The organism is Pseudomonas sp. CDFA 610 (assembly GCF_021147865.1).
Taxonomy (GTDB): Bacteria; Pseudomonadota; Gammaproteobacteria; order Pseudomonadales; family Pseudomonadaceae; genus Aquipseudomonas; species Aquipseudomonas alliivorans.
Genome location: NZ_JAGTPM010000009.1, coordinates 320259 through 346551 on the forward strand (window position 1 = coordinate 320259; position 26293 = coordinate 346551).

27 protein-coding genes and 3 pseudogenes are annotated in these 26293 nt (G+C 57.3%); 20 read left to right on the forward strand and 10 right to left on the reverse strand.

The features are described from left to right. Positions 1-65 precede the first annotated feature (65 nt). On the forward strand, positions 66-566 hold the full coding sequence (locus KDX39_RS18795) for a hypothetical protein (protein ID WP_231661381.1): 501 nt from the start codon (positions 66-68) through the stop codon (positions 564-566). A gap of 31 nt (positions 567-597) precedes the next feature. Further along, positions 598-1035: a nucleoside deaminase gene (locus KDX39_RS18800; RefSeq protein WP_099226018.1), complete on the forward strand. Its 438-nt coding sequence runs from the start codon at positions 598-600 to the stop codon at positions 1033-1035. 43 nt (positions 1036-1078) lie between these two features. Here the strand turns inward: KDX39_RS18800 and KDX39_RS18805 are convergent, their stop codons facing one another. Further along, positions 1079-2131 carry a diaminopimelate epimerase gene (locus KDX39_RS18805; RefSeq protein WP_231661382.1) on the reverse strand — a complete coding sequence of 351 codons (1053 nt, stop codon included), beginning with the start codon at positions 2129-2131 and terminating at the stop codon, positions 1079-1081. Between the two features lie 150 nt (positions 2132-2281). On the opposite strand from KDX39_RS18805, the gene KDX39_RS18810 reads away from it, so the two are divergent. From KDX39_RS18810 to KDX39_RS18830, 5 genes are all read left to right on the forward strand, one after another. Then, positions 2282-3103 (forward strand): alpha/beta fold hydrolase, encoded by an 822-nt coding sequence (locus KDX39_RS18810; protein WP_231661383.1) that lies wholly within the window; start codon positions 2282-2284, stop codon positions 3101-3103. Then, positions 3093-4268 carry a PAS domain-containing sensor histidine kinase gene (locus KDX39_RS18815; protein ID WP_231661384.1) on the forward strand — a complete coding sequence of 392 codons (1176 nt, stop codon included), beginning with the start codon at positions 3093-3095 and terminating at the stop codon, positions 4266-4268. Before KDX39_RS18810 ends, KDX39_RS18815 begins: the two co-directional genes overlap by 11 nt. A gap of 229 nt (positions 4269-4497) precedes the next feature. Continuing rightward, positions 4498-5709 carry a GAF domain-containing sensor histidine kinase gene (locus tag KDX39_RS18820; RefSeq protein ID WP_231661385.1) on the forward strand — a complete coding sequence of 404 codons (1212 nt, stop codon included), beginning with the start codon at positions 4498-4500 and terminating at the stop codon, positions 5707-5709. Positions 5710-5882: 173 nt separating this feature from the next. Then, positions 5883-6203 (forward strand): hypothetical protein, encoded by a 321-nt coding sequence (locus KDX39_RS18825; protein ID WP_231661386.1) that lies wholly within the window; start codon positions 5883-5885, stop codon positions 6201-6203. A 54-nt stretch (positions 6204-6257) separates the two neighbouring features. Further along, positions 6258-7424 (forward strand): PQQ-dependent sugar dehydrogenase, encoded by a 1167-nt coding sequence (locus KDX39_RS18830; protein WP_099226012.1) that lies wholly within the window; start codon positions 6258-6260, stop codon positions 7422-7424. Between the two features lie 98 nt (positions 7425-7522). Here KDX39_RS18830 and KDX39_RS18835 read toward each other — a convergent pair whose 3' ends face one another. After that, the gene (locus KDX39_RS18835) at positions 7523-7831 is read right to left on the reverse strand and encodes a PepSY domain-containing protein (RefSeq protein WP_099226011.1); all 309 of its coding nucleotides are present in this window, start codon (positions 7829-7831) and stop codon (positions 7523-7525) included. A 284-nt stretch (positions 7832-8115) separates the two neighbouring features. On the opposite strand from KDX39_RS18835, the gene KDX39_RS18840 reads away from it, so the two are divergent. The 7 genes and pseudogenes from KDX39_RS18840 (at position 8116) to KDX39_RS18870 (ending at position 15240) form a co-directional block, all read left to right on the forward strand. Then, on the forward strand, positions 8116-10287 hold the full coding sequence (locus KDX39_RS18840) for a TonB-dependent siderophore receptor (RefSeq protein ID WP_231661387.1): 2172 nt from the start codon (positions 8116-8118) through the stop codon (positions 10285-10287). A 137-nt stretch (positions 10288-10424) separates the two neighbouring features. Next, positions 10425-11741, forward strand: coding sequence for an MFS transporter (locus KDX39_RS18845; RefSeq protein WP_231661388.1), 1317 nt, complete (start codon positions 10425-10427; stop codon positions 11739-11741). Positions 11742-11842: 101 nt separating this feature from the next. Beyond that, a pseudogene (locus tag KDX39_RS26385) lies at positions 11843-12076 on the forward strand (YybH family protein); the annotation flags it as partial. Positions 12077-12091: 15 nt separating this feature from the next. Next, the gene (locus KDX39_RS18855; protein ID WP_231661412.1) at positions 12092-12598 is read left to right on the forward strand and encodes a VOC family protein; all 507 of its coding nucleotides are present in this window, start codon (positions 12092-12094) and stop codon (positions 12596-12598) included. Positions 12599-12996: 398 nt separating this feature from the next. Continuing rightward, positions 12997-13251, forward strand: coding sequence for a helix-turn-helix domain-containing protein (locus tag KDX39_RS18860; protein WP_180274210.1), 255 nt, complete (start codon positions 12997-12999; stop codon positions 13249-13251). A gap of 305 nt (positions 13252-13556) precedes the next feature. Next, the gene (locus tag KDX39_RS18865) at positions 13557-14276 is read left to right on the forward strand and encodes a hypothetical protein (protein ID WP_231661389.1); all 720 of its coding nucleotides are present in this window, start codon (positions 13557-13559) and stop codon (positions 14274-14276) included. Between the two features lie 70 nt (positions 14277-14346). After that, on the forward strand, positions 14347-15240 hold the full coding sequence (locus KDX39_RS18870) for a hypothetical protein (RefSeq protein ID WP_231661390.1): 894 nt from the start codon (positions 14347-14349) through the stop codon (positions 15238-15240). Between the two features lie 4 nt (positions 15241-15244). On the opposite strand, the gene KDX39_RS18875 is transcribed toward KDX39_RS18870, so the two are convergent. Together KDX39_RS18875 and KDX39_RS18880 are read right to left on the reverse strand one after the other, a co-directional pair. After that, entirely contained in the window at positions 15245-16321 is a 1077-nt protein-coding gene (locus tag KDX39_RS18875) for a diguanylate cyclase (protein WP_231661391.1), read from the reverse strand. Positions 16322-16575: 254 nt separating this feature from the next. Beyond that, positions 16576-17790 (reverse strand): MFS transporter, encoded by a 1215-nt coding sequence (locus KDX39_RS18880; protein ID WP_231661392.1) that lies wholly within the window; start codon positions 17788-17790, stop codon positions 16576-16578. Between the two features lie 110 nt (positions 17791-17900). Here KDX39_RS18880 and KDX39_RS18885 point away from each other — a divergent pair, with 110 nt between their 5' ends. Next, positions 17901-18809 (forward strand): LysR family transcriptional regulator, encoded by a 909-nt coding sequence (locus tag KDX39_RS18885; protein ID WP_210043340.1) that lies wholly within the window; start codon positions 17901-17903, stop codon positions 18807-18809. Between the two features lie 13 nt (positions 18810-18822). Here the strand turns inward: KDX39_RS18885 and KDX39_RS18890 are convergent, their stop codons facing one another. Then, positions 18823-19413 carry a polyribonucleotide nucleotidyltransferase gene (locus tag KDX39_RS18890; protein WP_231661393.1) on the reverse strand — a complete coding sequence of 197 codons (591 nt, stop codon included), beginning with the start codon at positions 19411-19413 and terminating at the stop codon, positions 18823-18825. Positions 19414-19589: 176 nt separating this feature from the next. Further along, complete coding sequence (locus KDX39_RS26445) at positions 19590-19961, reverse strand: topoisomerase DNA-binding C4 zinc finger domain-containing protein (RefSeq protein ID WP_331462082.1); 372 nt, start codon at positions 19959-19961, stop codon at positions 19590-19592. A 215-nt stretch (positions 19962-20176) separates the two neighbouring features. On the opposite strand from KDX39_RS26445, the pseudogene KDX39_RS26685 reads away from it, so the two are divergent. Beyond that, positions 20177-20458 (forward strand): annotated as a pseudogene (locus KDX39_RS26685) (PAS domain-containing protein); the annotation flags it as partial. A 207-nt stretch (positions 20459-20665) separates the two neighbouring features. Beyond that, positions 20666-21742, forward strand: a complete 1077-nt coding sequence (locus KDX39_RS18900; RefSeq protein ID WP_442964559.1) for a methyl-accepting chemotaxis protein — start codon at positions 20666-20668, stop codon at positions 21740-21742. 504 nt (positions 21743-22246) lie between these two features. On the opposite strand, the gene KDX39_RS18905 is transcribed toward KDX39_RS18900, so the two are convergent. Both KDX39_RS18905 and KDX39_RS18910 read right to left on the reverse strand, forming a co-directional pair. Continuing rightward, the gene (locus KDX39_RS18905; protein ID WP_231661395.1) at positions 22247-22972 is read right to left on the reverse strand and encodes a DUF4225 domain-containing protein; all 726 of its coding nucleotides are present in this window, start codon (positions 22970-22972) and stop codon (positions 22247-22249) included. Then, positions 22969-23454 carry an Hcp family type VI secretion system effector gene (locus tag KDX39_RS18910; RefSeq protein WP_099225998.1) on the reverse strand — a complete coding sequence of 162 codons (486 nt, stop codon included), beginning with the start codon at positions 23452-23454 and terminating at the stop codon, positions 22969-22971. The genes KDX39_RS18905 and KDX39_RS18910 overlap by 4 nt, the downstream gene beginning before the upstream one ends. A 290-nt stretch (positions 23455-23744) precedes the next feature. Here KDX39_RS18910 and KDX39_RS18915 point away from each other — a divergent pair, with 290 nt between their 5' ends. Further along, complete coding sequence (locus KDX39_RS18915) at positions 23745-24461, forward strand: hypothetical protein (protein WP_231661396.1); 717 nt, start codon at positions 23745-23747, stop codon at positions 24459-24461. A gap of 291 nt (positions 24462-24752) precedes the next feature. Further along, positions 24753-25046, forward strand: a pseudogene (locus tag KDX39_RS18920) (transposase); the annotation flags it as partial. Between the two features lie 141 nt (positions 25047-25187). On the opposite strand, the gene KDX39_RS18925 reads toward KDX39_RS18920, so the two are convergent. Together KDX39_RS18925 and KDX39_RS18930 are read right to left on the reverse strand one after the other, a co-directional pair. Then, positions 25188-25577 carry a hypothetical protein gene (locus KDX39_RS18925; RefSeq protein WP_231661397.1) on the reverse strand — a complete coding sequence of 130 codons (390 nt, stop codon included), beginning with the start codon at positions 25575-25577 and terminating at the stop codon, positions 25188-25190. Between the two features lie 10 nt (positions 25578-25587). Further along, positions 25588-26001, reverse strand: coding sequence for an EndoU domain-containing protein (locus KDX39_RS18930; protein WP_231661398.1), 414 nt, complete (start codon positions 25999-26001; stop codon positions 25588-25590). On the opposite strand from KDX39_RS18930, the gene KDX39_RS18935 reads away from it, so the two are divergent. After that, on the forward strand, positions 26000-26293 hold a 294-nt coding region (locus KDX39_RS18935; RefSeq protein WP_231661399.1), incomplete at its 3' end, for a transposase. The two genes, KDX39_RS18930 and KDX39_RS18935, sit on opposite strands and share 2 nt — an antisense overlap.

A 26293-nucleotide genomic window follows, 5' to 3' on the forward strand; every position in this document is an offset into this window, starting at 1 on the left:
GTGGCAAGGGCGATGTGAGCTGTTAACGTCCCACACTGCACAGATTCACGCGTGGGGAGGGACGAATGACTCAGAGCGGGCAGGGATTGCACGTTGCGCTCAGGACGGGTCTGGCATTGCTGGCCTGTCTGTTGCTTGACGTCTCCCGGCAGGTGGCTGCTGATGAGGTCGACGACACCGCCTTGACCTTCGTGCAGGAGCGAAAACTGGGGGAAGGTCTGGCTTGGCTTGGTTATCAAGTCGCATCGCGGACGACGACCTTTGCCAGCATCGTTGAAGAGGTTGGTAAAACGGAGGCGCAGGAACTGGTGCAGCGCGAGCTGCAACGCCTGCAACCGGATTACCAGGCTGAATGGGACCGCAATCTGGCGAGCGCCTATGCGCATTCCTTCTCGGCAGACGAGCTGCGTTCGCTCAGTCAGGGCGACGGTTCTTCGTCGGTGGCGAACAAATTCAGGGCCAGAAACACGCAGGTCAGCACTGAAATGAAAGCCAGTTCGTCGGCATTATTGGGGCGTTACGTAGACAGGGCGCTGGGCAATGCCTGGAATACTTTGAAGCACTGACATTCAACGAAAGCGAGGCAACATCATGGATATGGATCCGTTCATGCAGGCTGCAATAGACGAGGCCATGCAAAGTCTCGAAGAGGGCGGTATTCCTATCGGCTCGGTAATTGTCCACGACGGCAAGATCATCGGTCGCGGCCACAACCGCAGGGTGCAGGAAAGCAGCGCCATCAAGCATGGCGAAATGGACGCTCTGGAGAACGCCGGGCGCCAGCCCGCCAGTGTCTACCGCGACGCCGTGCTGTACACCACCCTCTCACCTTGCGCCATGTGCAGTGGCGCGATTCTGCTGTACGGCATTCGCAAGGTGATCGTCGGCGAAAACCGTACCTTCATGGGCGAAGAAGAGCTGCTGCGCTCGCGCGGCGTAGAAATCGAGGTGCTCAACGACGAGACCTGCGAGCACATGATGCACCGCTTCATCGGCCACAGGCCCGAGCTGTGGAATGAGGATATCGGGGAGTGATGTATTCGGGGTGAACTGACGCTCCTGCATGGCAGGCCTTGCTTCAGGGCAACTGGACGTTCAGACGCGCCACTCCAAACAGTGCGACGTTGCTCAGCATCTGTTTATCTCCAGTGAGCCTTACCGGCGCGGTCCCGCCAGGCATCACCACTTCGATCAGGCCTGCCTGAACCAGGCCGGTTCGCCAGGCGGCACACGCGATTGCGCTGGCACTGGTGCCTGAAGAGGCCGTTGCGCCTTCGCCGCGTTCGAACACGCGGGCTTCTATCCTGTTCGGTGCCGTGATGCTGGCCCACTGCAAATTGACGCCAGCAGGACAGGGATCGCCCAGCCCCACGTCATCATCGGAAAACGCAACGCGTGCCAGCGCCTCATGCAGTTCCGGCGTCTGGAGTCCGGTGAAGGTGGGCAGGTGTTTGGCGTCCGACAGCAGTGTCACGCAATGCGGATTGCCAATGCGCACGAAAACACTGTGGTTCCAATGTGGATTGACGTCTTTCAAGCGCTCGACACAAGTGGCCTCTGCTTCGTTAAAGGTCACGCATGTCACGCCCGCGCCTTGCGCACTGACCGCCTCAGGCCCGAACTGCGGGCTGCCAAGATCCAGCCAGAAACCTGCCGTGCCGTTGATCGTGGTCGGCTGTATCGAAGTCTGGACCGGCGAGCGGGAGTCAGTCTTGTCATGATGGACCCTGAGCGTGAATGCCTGATCGCTGTCGACATGGCCTGAGTCGGTCAGCGCCTGGGCAAAGATTGTCAGACCGTTGCCGCTGCGTTCTGCCAGCGTGCCGTCGGTGTTGATGATCAACAAGTCAAACGGAGCAACGTCCTGAAACGGGCCTATCAACAAACCGTCGGTGCTTGCAGTTGATTTTTGATGCTTCAACTGGCCTGTGCTTTCCCAGGAAGGGGCCGACACATTCGCTCTGGATTCAGCGTCAGCCACACCTGTTTGCTGAATAGCCTCCATGGTCCACTGCTTTCGCGACGCTGCAGCGGCTTCAACCTTGTCTGGAATCTGTAGGCCAAGCGCACGCAATTGCTGCGGTGTCGTCACGGCATATACATTGCCGCGTGCGTCGTAGATTCTTGTCATTCAGCCGCTGCCTTTTTCATTGTTATTCACGTCGGCTCATCATAAATGCGGTTTGTGCCACTAGATTGCCTGTAACGATGATAATCTCGCCACATCGTATTGGCTGTATGCGCGCCTCTAGGGCTGCGCAGCCGTTTTCTGGAGCCCGTCATGTCGGTCCAACAGCGTAACAATGTCAAAGTCATGGGCGAAGGACCGACCACACTGATTTTTGCCCACGGTTTTGGTTGCGATCAGAATATGTGGCGCTTCATGTCGCCTCATTTTGCAGAGCACTACAGGGTTGTGCTCTTCGACCTGGTCGGCAGCGGACAGTCGGACACCTCCGCCTATTACCCGCACAAGTACGCAACGCTCAAAGGTTACGCGACGGACCTGCTGGAGCTGGTCGATGAATTCGGCGGGGTCGGCCCGATCATTCATGTCGGTCATTCTGTCAGCTGCATGATCGCCGTTCTGGCCGAACTTCAGTCGCCGGGGCGCTTTACGGGCCACGTGATGGTGGGGCCTTCTCCGCATTACCTGAACGACGGTGATTACGTGGGCGGCTTCACACGCGATGATGTGGATTCGCTGCTGGAAACCCTGGAAAGCAATTACCTGGGCTGGTCCAGCACCATGGCACCCACATTGATGGGCGCGTCCGATCAACCGGAACTGGGCGAAGAGCTGGCCAACAGTTTCTGTCGGACCAATGCTGACATGGCCAAGCAGTTTGCCCGCGTGACGTTTCTCTCCGACCACCGTGCCGATGTCGTTCGCTTCAACGCCAAAACGCTCATCCTGCAAAGCAGCGACGATCTGGTGGTGCCGGTGCAGGTCGGCGAATACCTGCATCGTGTGATCGCGGACAGCTCCCTGCACATGATCCACAACGTCGGGCATTATCCGCACATGAGTGCGCCGCAGGCGTGTATCGATGCCATGAACCTGTTCCTCGATTCATTTGGAAGTGCCACGCATGGTCATTGATGAAACCGACCTGCCTGCAACCGAGGCGCTTTACGAACATGCGCCCTGTGGACTGCTGATCACGCAGCCCAACGGTACGATCGAACGGGTCAACCAGACGTTCTGTCTGTGGCTGGGTCTTGAGCGTGAGGCGGTGCTGGGGCGTCGTTTTCAGGATCTGCTGAACATGGCAGGCAGGGTCTTTCTGCAAACCCACTGGGCGCCGCTGTTGCAAACGCAGGGCTCGATTGCCGAAGTCAAAGTCGAGATGACTCATGCCGATGGTCGTTCCATTCCCATGATGCTCAACGCGGTGCGCCGCGAGCATTCGGCAGGTGTGCTGCATGAACTGGCGGTGTTTCTCGCGGAAGAGCGCAACAAGTATGAACGCGAACTGCTGGCGGCCCGCAAGATGGCCGAGGAATTGTTGCAGCATCAGATGTCGGTTCAGAGCGAGCTGACCTCGGCCCGCAATCGCCTGCGTCTGGCACACGCTGAGGCGGAAATCCGCGCGATTTTTGCCGAACAGATGGTGGGTATCGTCAGCCATGACCTGCGTAACCCGCTGGCGGCGATCAAGATGGCGGCCGGTTTGCTGGAGCGCAGCCTGCTGGAGCCACGCCAGCAGCGTTTCCTGGGCCAGATCCATCATTCCACCGACCGCGCCGAGCGCATGATTGTCGATCTGCTGGACTTCACGCAGGCCCGCGTAGGTCAAGGCATCAACCTGTCGATGCAGCCGATAGATCTGCACGCCACGGTGGCCAGAGGTGTCGAGGAATTGCGACTCACCTTCACAGAAAATGCGTTGACTCATCGCATGGAAGGAGAGGGCGCTTGCGTCGCTGACCCGGACCGCCTGCTGCAACTGGTCGGCAACCTGATCAGCAATGCAGTCACCTACGGTACGCCGGGCAGCGAGATTGTCATCACCTCGGCATTCGAGGCGAACGTGATCAAGGTGGCGGTGCAAAACCGGGGCGAGCCTATTCCAATGGAGAAGGTCGACAGCCTGTACGAGCCTGCCGTGCGCGTGGTCAGCGACAGCGATGAAACCAGAACAGTCGGATTGGGCCTGTTTATCGTCCGCGAGATTGTGCGGGCGCATCTGGGCGACATCATTGTCCGGTCATCAGCTGACGAGGGCACCACCTTTACGGCGACACTTCCACGTCCTGCAGCTTGAATTTTGTTGTGCACAGAACCTTGCCTGCCCTGCTGGAATGCATTCAAATGGATAGGCACTGGTATTCATATGAATTGAATCTTTTCATGTGCCGCGCGTTCTGTCCGGAATAATGGTACAGGCGCGGAACTAAACGTTAAGGTTTTAAAGACAGTGATATACAAAAAGGTCTGCGCGTCTAAAATGTTTCGTCATTCACAGCACATCAAAGCTTCGTTACAGGTCTGACATGCGGCAATCCATTGCAAATGATGTAGCCAAAATCGGTCGGATAAGCGCCGTTCCTGCCATTCTGCAAGTCGTGACCGAATCGACCGGTCTCGGGTTCGCAGCCGTTGCGCGCGTGACACAAACGTCGTGGACCGCCTGCGCCGTTCTGGACAACCTGGACTTCGGGCTGGAAGCGGGCGGCGAGCTTGAACTGAGCAGCACCATCTGCCATGAAATCAGTTCTTCACACCAGCCTGTCGTGATCGATCACGTGGCAGAGGACGCGCAGTTCTGCTCTCACCACACTCCACGCCTGTACAACTTTCAGAGTTATATATCCGTCCCGGTCTTCCTTACCGATGGCTCGTTCTTCGGCACGATCTGCGCCCTCGATCCCAAGCCTGCCGGGCTGACTGGCACGCCGATACTGGCCATGATGGAGTCGTTCGCGCGGCTGCTGGCGTTGCAGATCGAAGCGGAAGACGACATGCAGCAGGTGCAGGCCGATCTGCTGGCCGAGCGTGAAGTCTCGGAGTTGCGCGAACAGTTCATCGCTGTGCTCGGACACGATCTGCGCAATCCGCTGTTCGCCATCAATGCGAGCGCCGAGCTGCTGTTGCGTCGCCCGCTGGATGAAAAGGCGCAGCAGATCGTTCATCACATCCTGACCTCAGGCAAGCGCGCCTCGCAATTGGTGGATGACGTGCTCGACTTTGCACGGGGTCGTCTGGGGCATGGTATTCCGCTCAGCATCCACGATGCACAGGGTCTGGATGCCACGCTTGAACACGTGGTGTCCGAAATTCAGCGTGTGCACCCCAGAAGGCTGATTCGCTCCCGGATCGGTGTGTTGGAGCACATCCGCTGCGACCACGAGCGGATCGCACAACTGCTATCCAATCTGGTTTCCAATGCGATCAGTCACGGTGATGCAGAGAGCCCGGTCGATGTTCTGGCGGTGGTCGATGGCGGCTCGTTTCTGCTGAGTGTGACCAATCAGGGCGTGCCTATCCCCGAGCCGGTCCTTGCTCAGTTGTTTCAGCCTTACTCACGGCCGGTGACGGACGAGCCTCAGGCCGGACTCGGGCTGGGTCTTTACATCGCGAGCCAGATTGCCCTTGCGCATGGCGGCACGCTTGAGGTGTGCTCGACACACCAAGGTGGCACCACCTTCACCTTCAGCATGCAGCTGGTTTCGGCTTCATCGTCGTCCGTCGTCAGCGCGCAATAAGCGACGGCATTGCGTGTGCGAACACGCTTTCGTGCCGCACTGACCATCTTTGTTACAAACTCCTCCGCTGCTTTACTTGCTCATCGCCACTGCCGGGCCGAACCTGAAGCCCTGTTTGCCATCAAAGGCCTGAGTCTTCACCGTTCTCGACGCAAACCCATAAGAGGTAAGTGATGAACAGTTTCGTGCGCAAACTGATGTGGGGTGCGCTATGCGTGTTATCGACCTTAAGCGCTGTACAGGCACAGAACCTGCCCAACAGCACGCTGAATAACGGCGCCAGCAGCAATCCTTACAACAGCCCGATCCATCGCGCCAATCCCAACAGCCGCCAGGGCACCGAATCGAGTACGCCACCATCGCGTGCGCCCAATATCGCCCCACCGGTTCGCAAGCCCACGCTGGAAAACGGCGGCATTGGAAACGGCTACCCAACCCGTCAGGCGCCTTCGCGACCTTCCGCGCAGAACCCTGATTCGCAGCGTAATCAGTGACGTCACGTCCGGGCCTTGAGGCAGGACATCCAATCAATGCATAAGGAATCGCCCATGTTCAGAAAGACCCTGTTTGCGACACTGTGTGCCACTGCCGTATTGAGCCTGCCGCTGTCTGCGAGTGCTGCTCCCACCGAGAATTACAAAAGCGACCTCGGCACCGTGACCGTCACGCCAGTTGCCGAGGGTTTGAACTACCCGTGGGCACTGGCGTTTCTGCCGGACAACAAAGGCATTCTGGTGACCGAGCGCTCGGGCAACCTGCGACTGGTGTCTGCGGACGGCAAGCTGTCTGCACCGATCTCCGGTGTGCCGCAAGTCTGGGCCAGAAAGCAGGGCGGTTTGCTGGATGTCGTGCTTTCGCCTGATTTCGCCAAGGACCGCATGGTCTACCTGACTTACTCCGAAGGCAGCGGCAAGACCGCAGCCGAAGGCGATACCGCAGGCACTGCCGCAGGGCGCGGGCGGTTGTCGGCTGACATGACCAGGCTGGAAGATTTTGAAGTGATTTTCCGTCAGGAGCCCAAGCTGTCGGTCGGCAATCACTTCGGCTCACGCATGGTGTTTGATCGCGACGGCTACCTGTTCATCGCGCTGGGCGAGAACAACGAACGCGCGACGGCGCAGGACCTGGACAAGCTGCAGGGCAAGATCGTGCGTATTTTCCCCGACGGTAACGTACCCAAGGACAACCCGTTCGTTGGCCAGAAAAACGTGCGTCCGGAAATCTGGTCCTACGGCCATCGCAACCAGCAGGGCGCTGCGTTGAATCCGTGGTCCGGTACCTTGTGGACCAACGAACATGGCCCCAAGGGTGGGGATGAAGTGAATATCATCGAGCGTGGCCAGAACTACGGCTGGCCGCTCGCAACCCATGGCATCAACTATTCGGGCGAACCGATCCCCGAAGCCAAGGGCAAGTTTGTCGAAGGCACCAAAGTACCGTTTCAGGTCTGGGAAGTTTCACCCGGCATCAGTGGCATGGCTTTTTATGACGACGGCCGTTTCAAGAAGTGGGATCACAACCTGTTCATCGGTGCGCTGGCCACTGAAGAGTTGATTCGCTTGAAGTTCGAAGGCGACAAGATCGTTCAGGAAGAACGTCTGTTGAAAGACATGAAGCAACGCATTCGCGATGTGCGCCAGGGACCGGACGGTTACTTGTATCTATTGACGGATGACAGCAAGGGTCAGTTGCTGAAAGTCGGGTTGGCCGAATAAGCCGCTCGTTATATAACGCACAAAAAAATTCCCACGCGACGTGGGAATTTTTTCAATCGGTTATCGAACGCTGAGCGGCTCAGCGTCTGACGGCAGGATTAACGATCCTGTTCGTCACGTACCACGGCGCCTGTCTTGGCATTCACGTCGTAGTTCCACTCAACGCCTTTGGCGTCCTTGAGTTCGATCTGGTAGATGTAATTGCCGCCAGCGTCTTTCTCAAGTTCGGTGTCGTGAATCTGGAAGCCCGAGTGCTTGGCCAACGCCTGCTTGTTGAATTGCTCGAAGTCACCGACGGTACCGGCTTTTTGCAGGCGCACAACTTCATCAGGACCGATATCGGCTTGGGCAGCACCGGCAGCAACAGTCAGGGCAGCAGCAGCGAAGAGGGCAGACATAAGTTTCATACAAGTATTCCTTCTGATTGATCTGTTGTAATGGATCACGGGTTCGCTGAAGGGTTCAGCGTTTTGTTGAATTCAGCGTATCCACGCTGACTTAATCCACGCTTAATAAACGGTCGTGCCTCGATATTTCGAATCAGGCGACTGAGTAAAGTGTGCCGACTCGATTCATCTACAGAATGACGTGCATGCAAGGCTTGAAAAAAACTGGCGGTGAACGTAAAAGGTTGCCCCCTGCCGGAAGGTGCTTCGCGTCTGTCCAGGCGCCTGTCTTCTGGAGTCCGACAATGAGCACGCCCTATCGACCTGCCGCGCGTCTTGCGTCTCGCTTGCTGCCCTTGGGCATGGCCGTCGCGTCGCCGGTGCTGGCGGTCGAGCCGATCAATCTGGACGCCGTGAACGTCTCGGGTGCGCGTGAAGAAAACGTCGGTGACTATAAAGCGTCGCGGGCCTCCATCGCGGGTGACAACCAGGCCACATTGCTCGACACGCCTGCATCCGTATCGGTGTTTACCGACGCGCTGATCAAGGATCGCCAGGCCAGACTGCTCAGCGAGGTGTTGCGCAACGATGCCTCTGTCGGCGAAAGCTACGCCCCGGTCGGCTACTACGAAAACTTCGTGGTGCGCGGTTTCTCGCTCAACGCCGCCAACAGCTATCGCATCAATGGTCGCAGCATCACTGGCGAGCAGAACGTGGCGCTGGAAAACAAACAGCAGGTCGAATTGCTCAAGGGCTTGTCCGGCCTGCAGAGCGGCGTGTCGGAGCCGGGTGGCGTCATCAATTACCAGACCAAACGCGCGGAGGATGTGCGTTCGGTCACAGTGTCCACCAATGAGCATGGCGAACGCTACATTGCCACTGACGCAGGCGGCTGGTTCGGCAGCGAGCAACAGTTCGGCCTGCGTGCCAATCTGGCGCATGAAGACATTCGTTCCTACGTCGAGCATGCCGATGGTCAGCGGGATTTCGCGTCCCTGGCGTTCGACTGGAACATCAGCGACCGCGCCTTGCTGCAACTGGACCTCGAGTATCAGACCCGACAACAGCGCTCTGTTCCCGGCTATCAATTGCTTGGCGGCACGACCCTGCCACACGATGCCTCGCCGCGCAGACTGCTGGGTTATCAGAGCTGGTCCAATCCTGTCGGTATCGACTCCCTGAACATGAACGGCCGCTTCGAGTATCGCTTCAACGACAGTTGGAAGGGCAGCCTCAGCGCTTCTCGCAGTCGCGTGGTGATCGACGACTACAGCGCGTTCGCCTGGGGCTGCTACGGTTCGGCCAGTTGTGCGGCAGAAGCGGTGCCCAATCATTTCAGTGCTGAAGGCGGGTATGACATCTATGACTTCCGCAGCCCTGACGACACGCGGCGCAACGATGAGGTCGAGGCGGCCATGTCCGGCGTCTTCAATACCGGCTCGCTGGGGCATGAGCTGACCTTCGGCACCAGCGCCTATCGTCGTACTGTCGATACACGAGGCACGTTCAACGAGCTCGTCGGGTCCGGCACTATCAACGAAGCGCCTGAATCGGTTTCGCCTTCCGACCTGCCACTGCCGCACACCGAGCGTCGTCTCGACAGTCGCCAGTACGGGCTGTTCGTTACCGACCGCATCAGCTTCAACGAGCAGTGGCAAACGGTGCTGGGCGGGCGTCAGGTGCGTCTCGACGAGCAGGCGTATGCCGAGGACGGCAGCGATGCGCGCCACACCGAGCGCTGGGTGTTTCTGCCCCAGGCCGCGCTGATCTACAAGCTGGTGGACAACCTGTCGCTCTATACCAGCTACAGCAAGGGACTGTCGCTGGGCGGCACGGCGGCGTGGTTCACCACCAACGCCAGCGAAGTCCTCGCCCCGACTGTGTCGCGGCAACTGGAGGCCGGAATCAAGTACGACTGGCAGCGCATGAGCTTCACTGCAGCGCTGTTTCAGGCGCGTCAGGCTTATCAGTATTCCCGGCCCAACGATGACGGCACGTTTACCTACGTTCAGCAGGGCGAGCAGAAGAACACCGGCCTCGAACTGGGTGCCAATGGCTGGATGACCGATCGTCTGCAGATTTCTGCCAGCGCGGCGGCGATCCGTGCGCGTGTCGAAGGCAGTGGCACTGAGGCTTATGAAGGTCATCAGGCGCTCAACGTACCCAAATACCGTGGCAGCCTGCAGGCCGACTACAGCCTGCCGATTCGCGGTCTGGCGTTGCTCGGCGGCGTGCAGTACAGCGCCAGCAAAATGGCCGACCGCGAGGGCTCGGTGCAGGTCAACGACTACGCGTTGTTCAACGTCGGCAGCCGCTACAGTACGAAAGTCGGTGGATACGACACCGTCCTGCGCCTGACCGTCGACAACCTGTTCGATAAACGCTACTGGCGCGACGCCGGCGAATACCTGGGCGACGACTATCTGTTCATGGGCGCGCCCCGAACCGCCAGACTTTCGGCCTCGGTCAACTTCTGAGTTGACGGCTGATAGCGGACGCGGAGCTTCTTGGGCTGCGTCCACAACGCTTCCAGCCCACAACCTGATCCAAGCTTTGCTATTCTTCGCGCCCAGCGAGCGCGGGACGCGCTTTTCAGCCATGTATCGGGGGCTTCATGACGGCCATCGTTCGACCACCTCAAGCGCCTTTCAGCCGTGGTGACTACAAGACTCTGGGTCTTGCAGCGCTGGGCGGGGCGCTGGAAATCTACGATTTCATCATCTTCGTCTTTTTCGCGCTGACCCTCAGCCAGCTGTTCTTTCCCCCTGAAATGCCCGAGTGGCTGCGCCTGCTCCAGAGCTTCGGCATCTTTATGACCGGCTATCTGGCGCGTCCGTTGGGCGGGATTCTGATGGCGCATTTTGCCGACCGTCTGGGACGCAAGCGAGTGTTCAGCCTCAGCATCCTGATGATGGCCTTACCCTGTCTGCTGATCGGCATCATGCCCACCTACGCCCAGATCGGTTACTGGGCGCCATTGGTGCTGCTTGCGCTGCGCATTCTTCAGGGCGCTGCTGTCGGCGGCGAAGTGCCGAGCGCCTGGGTGTTCGTTGCAGAGCACGCGCCGAACGGTCATCGCGGTTATGCCCTGGGCGTGCTGCAGGCCGGCCTGACCTTTGGCTACCTGCTCGGTGCGCTGACCGCCACCTGGCTGGCCCGTGTTTACAGCCCCGCGGAGATTCTCGATTGGGCCTGGCGCATCCCGTTCCTGTTGGGCGGTGTATTCGGCGTGGTAGGCGTCTGGTTGCGTCGCTGGCTGAGCGAAACGCCGGTATTCATGGCCCTGCATGCCCAGCGCGAAGGGCTGCAAGGCCTGCCGCTGAAACAAGTCCTGAAAGACCACCGTGCCTCACTGTTGCCTGCCGCGTTGCTGACCTTCGTGCTGACCTCGGCCGTGGTCGTACTGGTGGTCATTACGCCGACCGTCATGCAGCAACGTTTTGGTATCTCGGCCAGCCAGACCTTTGCCTTGAGTGCGGCCGGTATCGTGTTTTTGAACATCGGCTGCGTGCTGGCCGGCAGGCTGGTCGACCGGATTGGCGCCTGGCGCGGCGTCATGCTCTACAGCCTGTTGCTGCCACTGGGCATCGGCGTGCTCTACGCCAGTCTGATCGAGCAGTGGCTACCGCTCAGCGTTGCCTACGCCATGGCAGGTCTGGCCTGCGGAATCGTTGGCGTGGTGCCTTCGGTCATGGTTGGGCTGTTCCCGGCCAACATCCGTGTGTCGGGCATTTCCTTCACTTACAACATTGCCTATGCGTTCTGGGCCAGTACCACGCCGCTGCTGCTCATCGCGCTGATGCCCTGGAACATCTGGGTCTGCGTCTTCTACGCCTTCGTGATGGGCGTGACCGGTCTGCTCACAGCGGTGGTGTTCGGCCTGCGCAGAGGCGTTCGGGTCGATGACGTGGTACTCGGTCGGGCCAGCTAGCGGGCAGGCAGTTGTTGTGCGGTCGAGCGGCTAGACTTAATCGACCGCATCGTCACACCGGGGTTGCGAGCAAGGCATGAACACCAGGTCTGAAGGGCCAACTGCAATTCAGCGGCCTTGAAGCGTATGGCAAACACTGGGCGCTCTGCCTGAATCAGTGTTCCGGGCCTATGGTGTTCGAACCGCGCGACCCGGTCGTGCATGTGGACGGCACGGTTGCCTTTGCGCACTGGCTGAACAGGTGTGGCGATGGAGAATGCGAAGGGTCATGGATGCGCGCCAGCGCCGGTTATCGACTCTCGAAGCAAGGCTGGAAAGCCGTTCACGAGCATTTTTCAGCGCCATTCGACATGAGCAGTGGCAAGGCCCGCTTCGATCTGAAACCTGAAAGCACAGCCGACACGGTCGTCAAACCCATTCCTGATGGCTATCACAGCCTGACTGCCTACCTGGTCGTCCAAGGCGCAGCCAACGCCATCCAGTTCTACCAGAAGGCGTTCGGTTTCAGAGAGGCGTTTCGTCTGGACGGACCTGACGGCCGCGTCGGTCACGCAGAACTGCGCATTGGCGATTCCAGGCTGATGATCTCGGACGGCTGTGACCAGGGCCCGCTGGCCAGCCCTGAATCCAGACCGCCGTCGAGCATGCACCTTTACATCGAAAACGCCGACACCGTTTTCAAACGCGCGGTCGAGGTCGGTGCTGTTGAGGTCGCTCCGGTCAAGGATCAGTTCTACGGCGACTGGATGGGCACGCTCAGGGACCCCTATGGACACGTCTGGTTCATCGCGACGCACATCGAAGAGCTTTCCCACGAGCAGATCAAGGCGCGGGCCAGGGAAATGTGGAGTGAGTGACAGTCTGACCTGCCTTGCGCCCGCTTGCGCGGACGGGAGGCAGGCAATGCCATTGGTCGCAATAGATTCAGAAATGCCGGGTTGATTCAATTGTAACAGCTGATTGTAATTGTTAATTGGCAAGTTTATCTTGCGGCTGTTTTCCAAAAATTAAATTGATTTAATTGGGTGTCGGTTGTCCGGTTGGTGACTGGGTGAAATGGTTTTGTAGTATTGGCTTTATTAATCGTTAAGTCCTTTCCGAGATGCCTGTAGGATATTTCTTGAAATTTTCAATATTAAAAATAACGTTAAACAAATCAGTGTTAAAGCCGATTTGCTTTTGAGGTTGTGGATGAAAGTTGTGAGAAATATCCTACAGATTCATTCATGGATAGATTGACGACAAGGGGAATACCATGTGGGCGACTCTTCGAGAACAGGAAGTCCTGGGGCTTTTGCTTCAGGGACGTACCAACAAGGAAATTGCACAGCAGCTCTGTATCAGCGGCTATACCGTGCGTGACCACGTGTCTTCACTGCTTCGAAAGAATCAGGCCAGGACGCGTGCTGAACTCATGGCGCGTTGCATGTCTTTTTTCCTGGCTCCCGGTAAAAACCTGCAACCCCCTACATCTGTCGGATTGTTTATCGAGATGACTTCGCCAGAATAGGCTTTATCGAGACAGTGGCGTTCACGATACCCAATACTGTTTTTACACCGCCATTGTTCACACAGGCACCGTATTCGATTCAGTTTTGATCAGGCGTTTTTTGCTGTCTGCAAAAACTACGTTGTTTCAATGCGTGCCTGTTCTTGCGGGGAGGCAGGAACAGGCTCGGGGTTGTAATACCGATACGGTGTTTTTTTCTGCTGTGTCAACAAGTCCGGCAGGGTCGAGCCGCATCAGGGATCGATCAATGCGCTGGGCGCCATCATTTGCATCACGACACGATAAACAATAAAAAGGAGCAACACATGACTGTTTGTCTCGTTCGGCAGGATTCTCTTTCCGACCAGTCATCGCGGCCGGATCCGCACCGTACCGACATCCACTGGATGACAGACTTCCAGCAACTGGCCGCGCGTCAGTCGGTTGTTTCACGAGCAGTCCTTGTCCAGCAGCAGGCTGCGCTGCTCGGGCCCGCCGGCCAGCTTGCCAGATTTTCCCGGCTGGTCAGGGAGCAGGCGCGACAAGCGCCGGTGTTTCAGGATCTGGAGCGTCTGCAGGACAGAAAGCGTAAATCACTTGCCGAGCAGGCCACGCTATTCGCGCTGGGCGCGTTCGGTCGTCGTCCACCGGCGGATAACCCGTTCTTTCGCATGGCCCGGGAATACTTGTGTTGCGTCATATTCGACGACACCGGACTTTACACATTGGTTGAACGCTATGCCGCAGCCGAAGCGCTCAAACATGGCGACAGCCAGTACTTTGCCAAACTTATCGCGACCACTCGCAACACGGTTGAGCGGCGCATCGTGTTTCACGGACTGTTGGAACATTTCGACCGCCTGCTCCCCATCGAGAAAAGCATTTACCCGCTGGACTACCGCAGCGTTCAACAAGCGCATCTGGACCACGAAGAATCGCTCTACGGCAAGTTGGAACTAAAACAGCCAATCAGCGTGATTTTCGAAACCCGTGAGCCTCGGTGGTTACTTGATCATTTGCCTGAACTGCAACGTGCTGTCAGCTGACACCGGTTTAACGCGTTGTGTTTGTTTTGGTTTGTCTGCCAGTACCGAAGCGTGACCAAGGAAGCAGTCCATGAGAGTCGTCAATCAGGATATCGAATCACGAATCGCCATCATGCAACTTGATAAAAGAAACGCTCAAAACAGTCATTTGGCAGACACTGTCATTTCAGCAGGCACTCACGAAAAACCGCCCGTTGAACGTTCAACTGTTTCTATCAGTGGTGAAGCGCTTCTGCGCCAACGGCTGTTTCATATAACCGATCCGAACCGTGCTGTACCTTTGCTGGGGAAGGCGGAGTGTGGAACATCGCGTTCGAGAGTCGAGTTTTTAACGCGTGATGACAGGCAGTTGTTGGGCGACGTGTACGAGTGGGCGCGGGAACAGGGTGCTGATCTGAAGTACGTTGATGAGTTAGGGTCAAGGCTCGCTTTTTATCGTGAAAAAGACGATGGCAGAATAAGCGTACGTGGGAATACTGGGCGAGATTATAATAGCGAAGGGCATAAGGTCTATCACAGCTTTACCGATAAGGATGCTGCCTCTGCCAAGCGAATACTGGAAAGTGGTGCGCTGAAAACGACACGTCTGGATCAAGGTTTCATTCGCTATATCACCGACAAGGATTACGGCTCTATTTACCACAACGATTTTGATTTCATGGAACAGGTCATCAATCGATTTTCCAATGGGAAAGATGAGTCGCAGCCCTTGACGCCCAGATTTGCCAAGTACGAGTACCTTAAAAACAACTTTGTCAGGACACTCTCCAAGGAGAAATATGTCGATGGCAAAGAGAGCGTCCAGGAGGATCAGGGCACTCAGTCGATCGCGAAGAAAACCACAAAAACCAAGCCAATCACCGTCGAATCCTTGCGTGACGACAGGCGGGCGGCATTGTTCAAGATGATGAACGTCACAAGCTTCAAGTCGTTGTTCGCGCTTTTGTTCGGAGACAGGCGCTGACGCGTTACGTCTGAACGCTCAGGTCCTGACAGTCGGCACGGATTTCATCAGCAATAACGACGCGATTGCGGCCTGTGCTCTTGGCGAGGTAGAGCGCTTTGTCGGCTTCGTGAAGCCAGGCCGATGTGTCGTTAAGGCCATGGTTATAAGCCGCAACGCCGATGCTGAGGCTGACCTTCAAATCTTCGTGCAGGGAGTAGGTGAGTTCGTCGATGACCCGCCGCAGCTTTTCAAGGACTTTGCGGGCTTGCGCAGTGTTGGCGCCCGGCAGGATCACGCAAAACTCATCGCCGCCGCAGCGTCCGGTCACATCGTTCTTGCGCAGGTTGTCCACCATCGCCTGGCTGATGCTCTGCAGCACGGTGTCGCCCACCAGGTGGCCGTAGGTGTCATTGATCGTCTTGAAGAAATCGATATCGAACAGCGCGACCACGCATTCCTGATTCAGGCTTCGGCTTTTTGCGAATTCGATATCAAGCAGCTCCTTCCAGGCCCCATGGTTGAGCAGGCCGGTCAGGCTGTCGGTACGGCTCAGTCTGTGCAGTATATTTCGGTGTTCACGCAGTTTCAGCGTGACCTGATGGCTCATCCAGCCGATGAAGATCGGGTAGATCACCAGCACCGGGAGGCAGGCATACATCTGCATCGGGGTGCTTTCCAGGTTGATCACCGGATCTAGCACGAGCAGTGACACCATGATGCCCGCCGCCTGCGCGACAAAGCCCCTGAACATGAGGCGAGGTCCGGCCGCTGCGATGTTGTGCATGGCCATCATGGCGACGACGGTGATGGCGGGCAGCACACTGAACCCCATTGCACCGATCCAGAAACCGCCGCAGAAGGAGTCGGTCAGCAGGTTTCGCCATTCTGCCTTGTAAGGTTGTCTGGACGTTCTGGCCAGACAGTAGGCAATGTGCGGCCAGATCAGCGCATTGAAGAACGCCAACACCCAAAGCCACTGCGGGGCGTTCAGGTGAAACAGGGAGGCTGCGACGGTGAGAAAACCTACGCTGACGCCAACCGTTCGTGGCGCATAGATTCGCTTGGCGAATGCCAGACCTTTGCCTTGGTATCGGTTCATAACACTTACCGGAATCTGATTGAACCGGTCAGAAACCTTCATCCTTGACCGAAAGGGTAGAGTTTGGCGTGTCACAAATGCCATGGGAAGATCATTTTGCCATTATTCATGCAGATCAGTTCACTGCGCGGTCATGAATAGGTGGCATCGAAGGCGATTTGGATGGAGAAGGGCCGCGGTGGCCTTCAAAAGAATGACCGAGCCATTGGAGCCGCTTGCCGTCGTGCTCGGCAAGCGGTTCCTTGGCGTGTGGGTTACGCCGGAACGGCTGACCCGGAGGTTCGGGCTTTGCGCGCCATCGTCAGCCAGGCAAGCGCGATGGCCAGCACGGCAACAACGGCGGCGACATAGCCGACGGCTTCAAGGCCCAGGTATTCGATGGTGACGCCACCGATGATCGAGCCCAGCCCGATGCCTGCATTGGCGGCGGACACGTTCAATGTGCCTGCGAGCGCCTGAGCCTGCGGCGCGGCTTTCATGACGCGGATCTGGCAGATGGGGAACAGGGCAGTATGGGCAATGCCCCACACGGCCAACACCACGGCCAGCAACGGCAGTGATCCTGCGGCCGGAACACTTGCGGTCATGCCCAGCGCCAGCAACAGCGCGAAAGCGATGGTCGCACCCAGTGGGCTGCGGTCCACGAAGCGTCCGCCCAGCGCATTGCCGATCAAGCCGACTGCACCAAAGCCCATGAGCCACCAGCCGACCTGTGCCGACTCGATGCCTGCGATCCGCTCCAGCGTGTCAGCCAGGTAGGTGTAAGCGCCGAACATTGCGGTGAACAACAGAATCGACAGCAACAGGTTGGCGATGAAATGCGGGTCGCGCAGGATTCTGGCCTGTTGAGCCAGTCCGACTTTCTCGGTAGGCGCCATTTTCGGCATCGAGAAGGCGAGCAGCACGGCCATCAGTGCAGACATCGCCGTCAGTGCCCAGAATGCGCCGCGCCAGCCCACGGCATCGGCAAACACCGTGCCCAGCGGAATACCGAACAGCATGGCTGCCGAGATGCCCAGATACACCTGAGCCACGGCCTTCCCAGCCTGTCTGGGACCGGCCATCAAGCCTGCGGTTTCACTGGCCGTGCCCCAGAAAACCGGTAGCGCCAATGCCGGTATGAAGCGCGCCAGCGCCAGCACCCAGATGTTGCTCGACATCGCCGCCAGCGCATTCGAGGCGGCGAAGATCAGCAGGATCACGATGAACGTTCGTTTGCGATCCAGGTGCGAGAGCATTGCCGTCAGCGGCGGACCGAACAGCATCACGGTGAAGGCGAACAGGGTGACCAGCAGCCCGGCACTGGAGATCGAGATGCCCAGATCCCGAGCCAGTGCGGGCAGCAGGCCGATGATGAGAAATTCAGTGGTGACAATCACGAACCCGGCCAGTGCCAGAATGGCAATGGACAGGCCGGCCCCGGTCGAGCGTTCGCTCGCGGCGGCAGACGTTGTTTCTTGAGAAGACATGACACAAACCTGCTGGAAAAATAGCGTGCCAGCATATTTCAGAAATCGTTTCCTATCTTGGGCGAATTTTCCGTACATTAAGGAATTAATTTCACTATTGGCTCGAATACATGCTGTCTACGGATCGCCTCAAAGGCATTGAAACGTTTGTGGCCGTCGCCAACGCAGGCAGCTTCACTGCCGCCGCCGAGCGCCTGAGCCTGACCAATTCGGCGGTCAGTAAAAGTGTGGCCCGTCTGGAGAGCCGCCTGGGCATGCGTCTGTTCGAGCGCACCACTCGTAGCCTGGCACTGACCGAAGAGGGGGCGGTGTACCACGCCGTTTGCACACGCATGCTGGCCGAACTGGAAGAAGCGGAAACTGCCCTGGCGGCGCAGCGCTCTGAGCCGGTCGGTCAGTTGCGCATCGACCTGCCGGCAACGTTTGGTCGACTGCACGTGCTGCCGCAGATTCTGGCGTTTGCCGAAAGCCATCCCAAACTGCGCCCGCATGTGACATTCACTGACCGCTTCGTCGACATTCTGGAGGAGGGTATCGACCTTGCGGTGCGCATCGGTGGGCCGTCGATCTGGCCGGCAGGTCTTGCGCATCGTTGTCTGGGGACGGAGCGGGTGATCTTCTGTGCTGCGCCTGCCTACCTTCAACGGCATGGCATGCCGCGCACGTTTGAAGATCTCGTCGACCATGCCTGCATCTTGTTCGGTCGGGGCGATGGCACTGTCAGTCCCTGGTTATTCGTCGACGCGCAGGGTCAGCCTGAAACACGGGCAGTGGAAGCACGTATCGTCGTAGGCAACGGGGAAGCTCAGGTCGCTGCCGTGACGTCGGCCTGCGGTATCGCGCAACTGGCGACCTGGCTGATCAAGGACCAGTTGCAGCGCGGCGAACTGGTGCAGATCCTTCCCGATCTGGCCACTGACGGCCTGGCGCTGCACCTGGCGTGGCCGCGCAGCCGCGAATCGCTGCCCAAGGTGCAGGGCCTGGTGGAGTTGCTGTCAGGTGCCCTGCGGGTAGAGTGACAAGGTCGGTTGGTTATTGGCCAATGACGGCTTTTACCAGTGCAGCGTGCTGCTTGGGGTCCTTCGCGTTGGAGACCACATTCAAGACCGCTGCGCGTTTGCCCGAGGCCGCCATGATCGTCGTGCTCAATACCTTGGTGTCGCTCATTGTGGCCGAGGTGTCCACCTGACGAATGCCGAGACCGTTTTTCTTGACGATCTTTTTCTCGCCCAGTTTCTTGAAGTCCTTGTAGCCCGCGCCCTGCTGAGCAATGGTGCCAGCCACGAGACCGTCGAGGACCACGCTGTCGTTGTCGCCGACCTCCACGCCCATCGGCAGCGGTGTCTCTGTCGCGATGACCACACGCTTTTCAGCCGCGTTCGTGTACAGCGAACCCGTCACGCCCTGAGCCTTGGCTTTTTCGTCGATCTCGGGCATTTCTCCCTGTACGAAACCGGCAGGCAGCGTGAACGCCAGCTTGCCACCCAGCAGCGAAGCTTTCTGAGTTGTGGCCGTCGCTGGCGCAGCAGCCTGTGTCTTGGGCGCCGCCTGAGCGTTGACCATCCCCAGCGTGCCGGCCAACGCCATGCACATCACGATTGCCTTGAAACGGAACGACGGCATAGGAACTCCCTGATTGCCTGATATTGGATGGACAGCATTGTGCCTGAGGGATGTGAGCAGCCAGACAGGAAAAAGTGCCCTGATGCACGAATGGCCGGGCCTGGCGCGTTCCAGACCGGACGCGGAGTGTCCTGAGAGGCCGCGCTTCGGATTCAGGATCGTACGTGCAGGAATCTTCATTCCTTCCGAAAAATCGGCCTAATCCCGCGGCATTTCGGGTACGCCACGCACCCCCAGAACTCCCCGGCGTTCTTTCCGGTGCGCGCCACTTTGATGACCATGGGCTTCTTGCAGTGCGGGCAGTTGGGTGTGGCGGGTTTTGTTTCGGGTTTTGGGGCTGTCGGTTCGGGTCTCCGCTTGCGAGGCCTTGCCTTGGTGTTGGCGGGTTGTTCGCTGATGTCGAGTGGTGCAGTTTCCACGACAGGCGCATCCCGTTTCTCACTGTCCGCGTCCCGTTCACGGCGACCGATAATCGCCGCCGCGGCCTTGCCCAGCTTGCGTATCGCGCCAATGAAAGCCTGCAGGGTAGGTTGAGTCTTGCGCGCCATGGAAGCCTTCAGTACACGAGTGGTCGGTTCAAAGGCGGCATGGTGCAGAGATCGGCATGGCCAAGTAAAGCGCGTCAGGCTGTTTGCCCATTCAAGACCTTGCCTTGTCGGGCGATACAGTGAGCCATAGACCATGGTTGTGACTTGATGGGTGTGTGCTACACCTTCAAGGCGTGCCTGCGGATAGTCTGCATTTATCAGGGAGTGGATGTTCGATGCGTGTCAACTTACCCGTTACCCAAACAGAACGGACCTTTCCGGCGTCCGAGCGTCTCATTTCCACGACAGACCTCAACAGCCACATCACCTACTGCAATGATGCGTTCGTATCGCTCAGTGGTTTCACACGTGAAGAACTGATCGGACAGCCGCACAATCTGGTGCGCCACCCCGACATGCCCGCGTCGGTATTTGCCCACATGTGGGAAACCATCAAGCAGGGCAAACCCTGGATGGGCGTGGTCAAGAACCGTTCCAAGCAAGGCGACTATTACTGGGTCAGCGCCTACGTCACTGCGGTGTACGAAAACGGCCGTATCGTGGGGTATGAGTCTGTCCGCTCGCTGCCGACCCGCGATCAGGTTCGCCGCGCCGAAGCGCTTTATGCGCGCCTGCGGGCCGGCAAGTCGGCTGTCTCCAAAGTCAGCGCTGCGGCTTACCACCTCGTTCGCCAATTGCCGATGATCCTCTGTGCGCTGGCGTTGATGGCTGGCGTGTACCTGCTGGACGACCGGGCCTCGTTCGCCATGATTCTCGTCGTGCTGCTCGCGCTGGGCAGCTATCTCGAAATCCGTCACCGCAACAGCATGCGCAAAACGCTGGAAGAGCACCCCAAGGCGTTCACCAGTGCGCTGGTTGCGCTGACCTACAGCGACAATCGTGGTCCGCAAGGCCAGCTCGATCTGGCGATGCTCAGCGAAGAAGCTCGGTTGCAGGCCGCCCTGACTCGTCTTGTCGACACAGGTGAGAGCGTCAGACAGCACGCCGGGCAATCGGCCCAGTTGTCGATTCGGCAAGCGGAATCGCTCGACCAGCAACGCAGCGAAGCCGATCAGTCCGCCACAGCGATCAACCAGATGGCGGCGACCATTCAGGAAGTCACCCACAACGTACAGAACACCGCCCACGCAGCCGAAGAAGCCGACAAACTCGCCCAGCAGGGGCGTGGTCTGGCGGACGAAAGTTTGCTGGCGATCCGTCACATGGCCAACTCCGTGACCGAGATCGGCCAGGCCGTTGGTGATCTTGCCAACGCTACACAATCCATCGGCAGCGTGGTGGACGTCATCACCTCCATTGCCCAGCAGACCAACCTGCTGGCGCTCAACGCCGCCATCGAGGCCGCACGTGCAGGTGAGCAGGGTCGTGGCTTTGCCGTGGTCGCCGATGAAGTCCGCTCGCTGGCCTCACGCACTCAGTCTTCGACCGAACAGATCCAGCAGATCATCACCTCCCTGCGCGACGGCGCCTCCCGCGCCGTGCAGACCGCCAGCAAAGGCGAGCAGATTTCACAGGAAAGCGTCGCCAGCGTCGAAGCCGTACAAAAGGCGCTGGACGGTATCAGCCAGTCCGTCACCCGCATCACCGGCATGAGCCAGCAAATGGCATCCGCCTCCGAAGAACAAAGCCACGTGGCAGAAAACATCAGCCAGCAAATCACCCGCATCGCCCAACTTTGCGACCAGAGCGCGGGCCAGGCTCAACAAGGTTCGCAGATCAGCAGTGAACTGGAAGGCATGGCGGAGTACCTGCACAGTCTGGCGGAGCGGTTTAGTCGGTAGGCCGAATAAAGGTGTTGAGTGGGTAGTCTTGCAGAGTCAGCGCGAGTGCCCACCGCATTTTTTCTGCAAGCTCCGGACTGTGGGAGGCGGCTTGCCGGCGATGCGGTTTCCTAAACGCCATTCAGCAACTGAATTGACCCAATCGCCAGTGAGTGCTGAAGTCGAGTTTATTCACTTCGGAATGGAAGCCGATAAGTCTATTAGTACCTTGTCTTTCTTGAGAACCAGGGTTTGATATCCCATGTGACGGTGTGGGCGCACGCATGAGCCAAGATCATTACGATTGAAAACCATCCTAGAATCGAACTGTCTTGATAGCCATAAAAAGGAAGTTCGTTTTTCTCAATGAAGCGCATGTGCAAATAGCCAAAAAAAATATTGTATAGGTTAGTGCCCCAAAACCTTATTGTCGTGAAGCTTTTTCCAGACCATGCGTGACGTGCCCACAATGCGGGTAGATAGAATATGATTCCGAGTGTGATGACGATGGTATAGATGAAAATGCTATTTATCATAGTGGTTCTCCCATTCGGTGTACATGCTCTCCGCAGTGAGTCCATCAACCATTCGTTCAATCATAAATGTTTTTGCAGACGTGGCTTCATATGCTCTGATTTTGTCCGTCCGTACATAATTGAATAGTTTCCATGCCTCAGGTTTGACAATAAGTCTGGTTGCACCGTAGATCGATAATCCCAAATCCACAGTTCCATAAGCCATGTTGCCGTGAAACTCCGTCCCTCCGGACAGCTTCGAAAGCTCTTGATAGGCCTTTCGTGTTGGCCCCTGGGTATCCGAACGGTCTTCGATAAGATTGCGTCCGTTCTCATAGATGTTGTTAGCGCCATGAGCCATCAAAGGGACTCCAAACACCAGGCAGAGCGTCCCGGCCGAGCCGTAGCACACGGCTACGCCGGTGGTAACCTGCAGAGTCCCGGCAAGGATGCCGACGCTCTTTTTACCGATATCAAGTGACTGCTCTGCGAAGTTACGCTGCGTCGTCTCGATCGCCTCCAGCCCCTCATCAACGCTTTTCCTGCCGGCCTCTACATCCCGAACGATCCCTTGCGCGTAATAGGCCACGTCTCGATTGAACTGCAGCCTGAGCGTTCCGTCCTTGATGTGTCGGGCAGACACCGTGCAGGCCTGCCCGGCAAGTTGACCAGCAGCCTCACTGACTCGCCACAGGTCGTGACGCCCGGACGACCGCTGTCTCTCCGGCAGGCTCATTGCTCTGCGATCCAGGAGGCATAGCCGCTGGTGTTGCCCTGGTGATGGGTCCAGATGATGTCCCGGTAGCGAATGGCGACGTGCTCCTGGGGTTCTGCGTCGTTCTGCAGAATGGCGTGGGGCATGTCGAGTGTCAGGTCGGCGATGATCCCTTCCCGGATTTCAATGGTGTAGAACTTTTCCTGACTGCCACTAGGCGAGGTGCGGTAAAAATCGATTTTGCAATCGACCGGTTCCCGATTGGCGAGTGCCTGGCCCAGCATGGGGGACGATTTGTCGACGTGCTTGGTGATGACAATCGGTCGGTGAGTGGCGTGCTTGATGTTGTCGATATTCGCCATGTTGTGGGTCAACGACAGCACCATGATTTCGTCGAGGTGGCCAGCCTGACACTTCGCGCCCATCGACTCGGGGCTTGAGCACCCCGCAGAAATGAGGCCCTGCTCCTTGCTGCTGATGGTCATATAACCGTGGTTCGCCATACTGCGATCGTCCTGAAAAAGAGAACGGGCAGTGTATTTTCGCGACCCTGGAATGAATGTAGGACGCGTCTGAAATTACCATTGGCGAACAAGGCCGACGTCGTGATCCTGATCAGGCTTCAGAAGCCTTGACAGGCACTCTTCTTCAAGTTGGTAAGAATGCCCCCACAACCTAATAAGACTTCTCTGACAGCATTATAAGGTTGCAGTCATTAACACCCTGCCTGCTTTCCGTTTTGATGACGGCCCGAACGCCATCAGACTGCGTTCACAGTCGTTCAAGGAAAGCTATGAGCAACGAGATCGAAAAGTACCTGCACATCAAAGCCCGCATCGAACAAGCCGATAAGCATGTCGTCGATACGCTACGACAGGAACACAGCGCCAGCAGGCGCTTGCAGATGAGCACCAAACGCTTCTGGTTCTGCGTACTTGCACCGCTGTTCCTCGCCGTACTGATTGCCCTCGCAGGCCTGCTCGAACCCATGCGCTGGATCTACTACGCCAGCTGGGGGCTGATCGCGGTTTCGTATGGGGCTCTCTTTGTGTACCCGGTTCTGTGCATCGGGCGTTACCGAGACTCGGTAAGAAATGTATTGATTGCACCCTTCGCCAGTCTGGCAGGCATCAACGTCAGAACCCGCCTGCTCATCGACGAACAATTCCTGCCTCTCCTGACAGCGCTTTCCAGCCATACACTGGCACTCTGCGTGCTGGAACTGAAAAACGAGCGCAACGGCTTTGAGAGACGCCTGCGTCTGGCCACCGGAGTGCTGCAAAACATCGGCATCGTGCCGGGCCTGCTCGCCCTGTCGGCCGGGCTGATCAGCCTGTGCAAAACCCTGTTCGGCATGGGCGCGTTCGCGATCTACCTGGACTGGGTATTCACCCTGGCGGCAGCCAATCTCTTCCTGTACCTGCTGTGTGGCTACGCCCAGACCGTACTGGCACGCGACGACCGCATGATCGCCCTGACCGAACTGGCGATAGAGCGCAAGAAAGGTTAGCTCGACGCGGGTTGTAGGCTCTCAGGTCTGTCGCTTGGGAGTACAGTAAGATTGTCATAAGCCCTCTTCAAATCTGGCAGAGGGCTCATGTCGGCTGGTCGTCCTTTATAGTAATCGTCTCTTCCATCAACGTGCTCAACCTGGCTGCATTCCTGTCCAGATCGGACCGACAGTTACTGCAATTACTATGGAGATTGATACTAGGGATTCTCCGAACAAGTCCTCAAATGTGATGAAATACGCCTGACCATCTGATCCGAGCCGCCCATGACCCAGATGAGCTTTTGTGAAGAGCATGAAAATCGTGAGTTCATCTGGCAAATCGCGGCGTGGCGCAGCACGTATTCCAAACTCAATAAACGCAGTGTGCTCTACAAGGCCAAGCGCAAGATCGAGTACTGCAAAGCTCAGACACGGGCCAAGGTCGAGCATCCGTTTCGGGTGATCAAGCGGCAGTTTGGCTATGTGAAAGTGTGCTTTCGTGGGCTGATGAAAAACACAGCTCAGCTGGCCACGCTGTTCGCCCTGTCAAACCTGTGGATGGCTCGAAACCAGCTGATGGGTATGGGTGAGTTGAGCTCTTAACTCGGGAGAGCGGGCGAAAATGCCCTCCCTGTATGAGGTATCGCTCGATTTTCAGCGGATAACGCAGTTTGCCGGGTGAATTTCGACTTTGCGCTGACTTGCGGCAACTTGATCGGAGAATCCTTAGTCGTTTTTCAGGCGCTAGACCTCGATTTCTTGAGTGCTATCAATTGATGGCTTTTTTTGAATGAATTCAGACCAAGCTTTCAATGCGTTTTCAAACGAATTGATGCTGAGTGTTTCAAAGTGGTTTTCGTCATAAAGTGAGTAAACCTTTACATGATCTTTTGTCAGTTCGGCGCCCCAAGCGTCTCGACTCCAATCGGCCACCTCAGTTTCTGATTGTTTTACTGAGTTTATTAGTTTGAGACCTTCGGTCAACCATGGGATTACGTCCGATAGAGGCTGTCTGCCATCGTCAGTCAGGAGGCAGGAAAGGGGACCTGCGTTATCATCATGACCGATTTTTTTTGAAACGCAGTCAGGTGATAGATCGCCATTAATCGAACGCCAAAAGTAGTGCAGTTTCATAATGTTCACCTTAGAATTTTGGATAAACCGTTGTTTTAGGTTCTAGGTAGCCTTCGACTTTTACCCCGCTAGGGGTGATACCACTCCATCTGTTACCACTGACTATTCTATCTTGAAAAGCTGAATTAACTTCAGATTTAATTCGGTCAGCACTCCAAGAGTCTGGGAACATAGTAGATATACCGCCGTTATTTGTCTTGGATAAAAATTTGCCAAGGTTTGCTGGATCAGCGACCTGTATTTTAGCTCTGTACACGCCTTGGGCGTTCGGCGCGGAGGCTGTGCCCGGTATGACTCTTACTTCGCCTGATGCTATTGAATGGCCACCGACGACCTTTCCTCCTGGTTTGACCTCGGCATTTAGGTTTTGTACGAAAAGTCGGTGCGGGTAGAATTGCCGCCATGATTGGCTGGAGGCCCGCATGGCAAAGCGTTACGAACTCTCCGACGCATCGTGGGAATTGATCAAGGATCTGGTTTCTCCAGAGCAGAAAATGGGGCGCCCACGCAGTGATGATCGTTTGGTACTGCATGGGATCCTGTGGATCCTGTGCTCGGGCGCTGCCTGGCGTGATCTGCCGGAACGCTTTGGGCCTTGGTCGACTGTGTATCAACGTTTTCGTGACTGGCGCAATCGCGGGACGCTCGACCAGATGCTCAAGCGGCTCCACATCAAGCTGAACGAGCAAGGGTTAATTGATCTGGAGACCTGGATG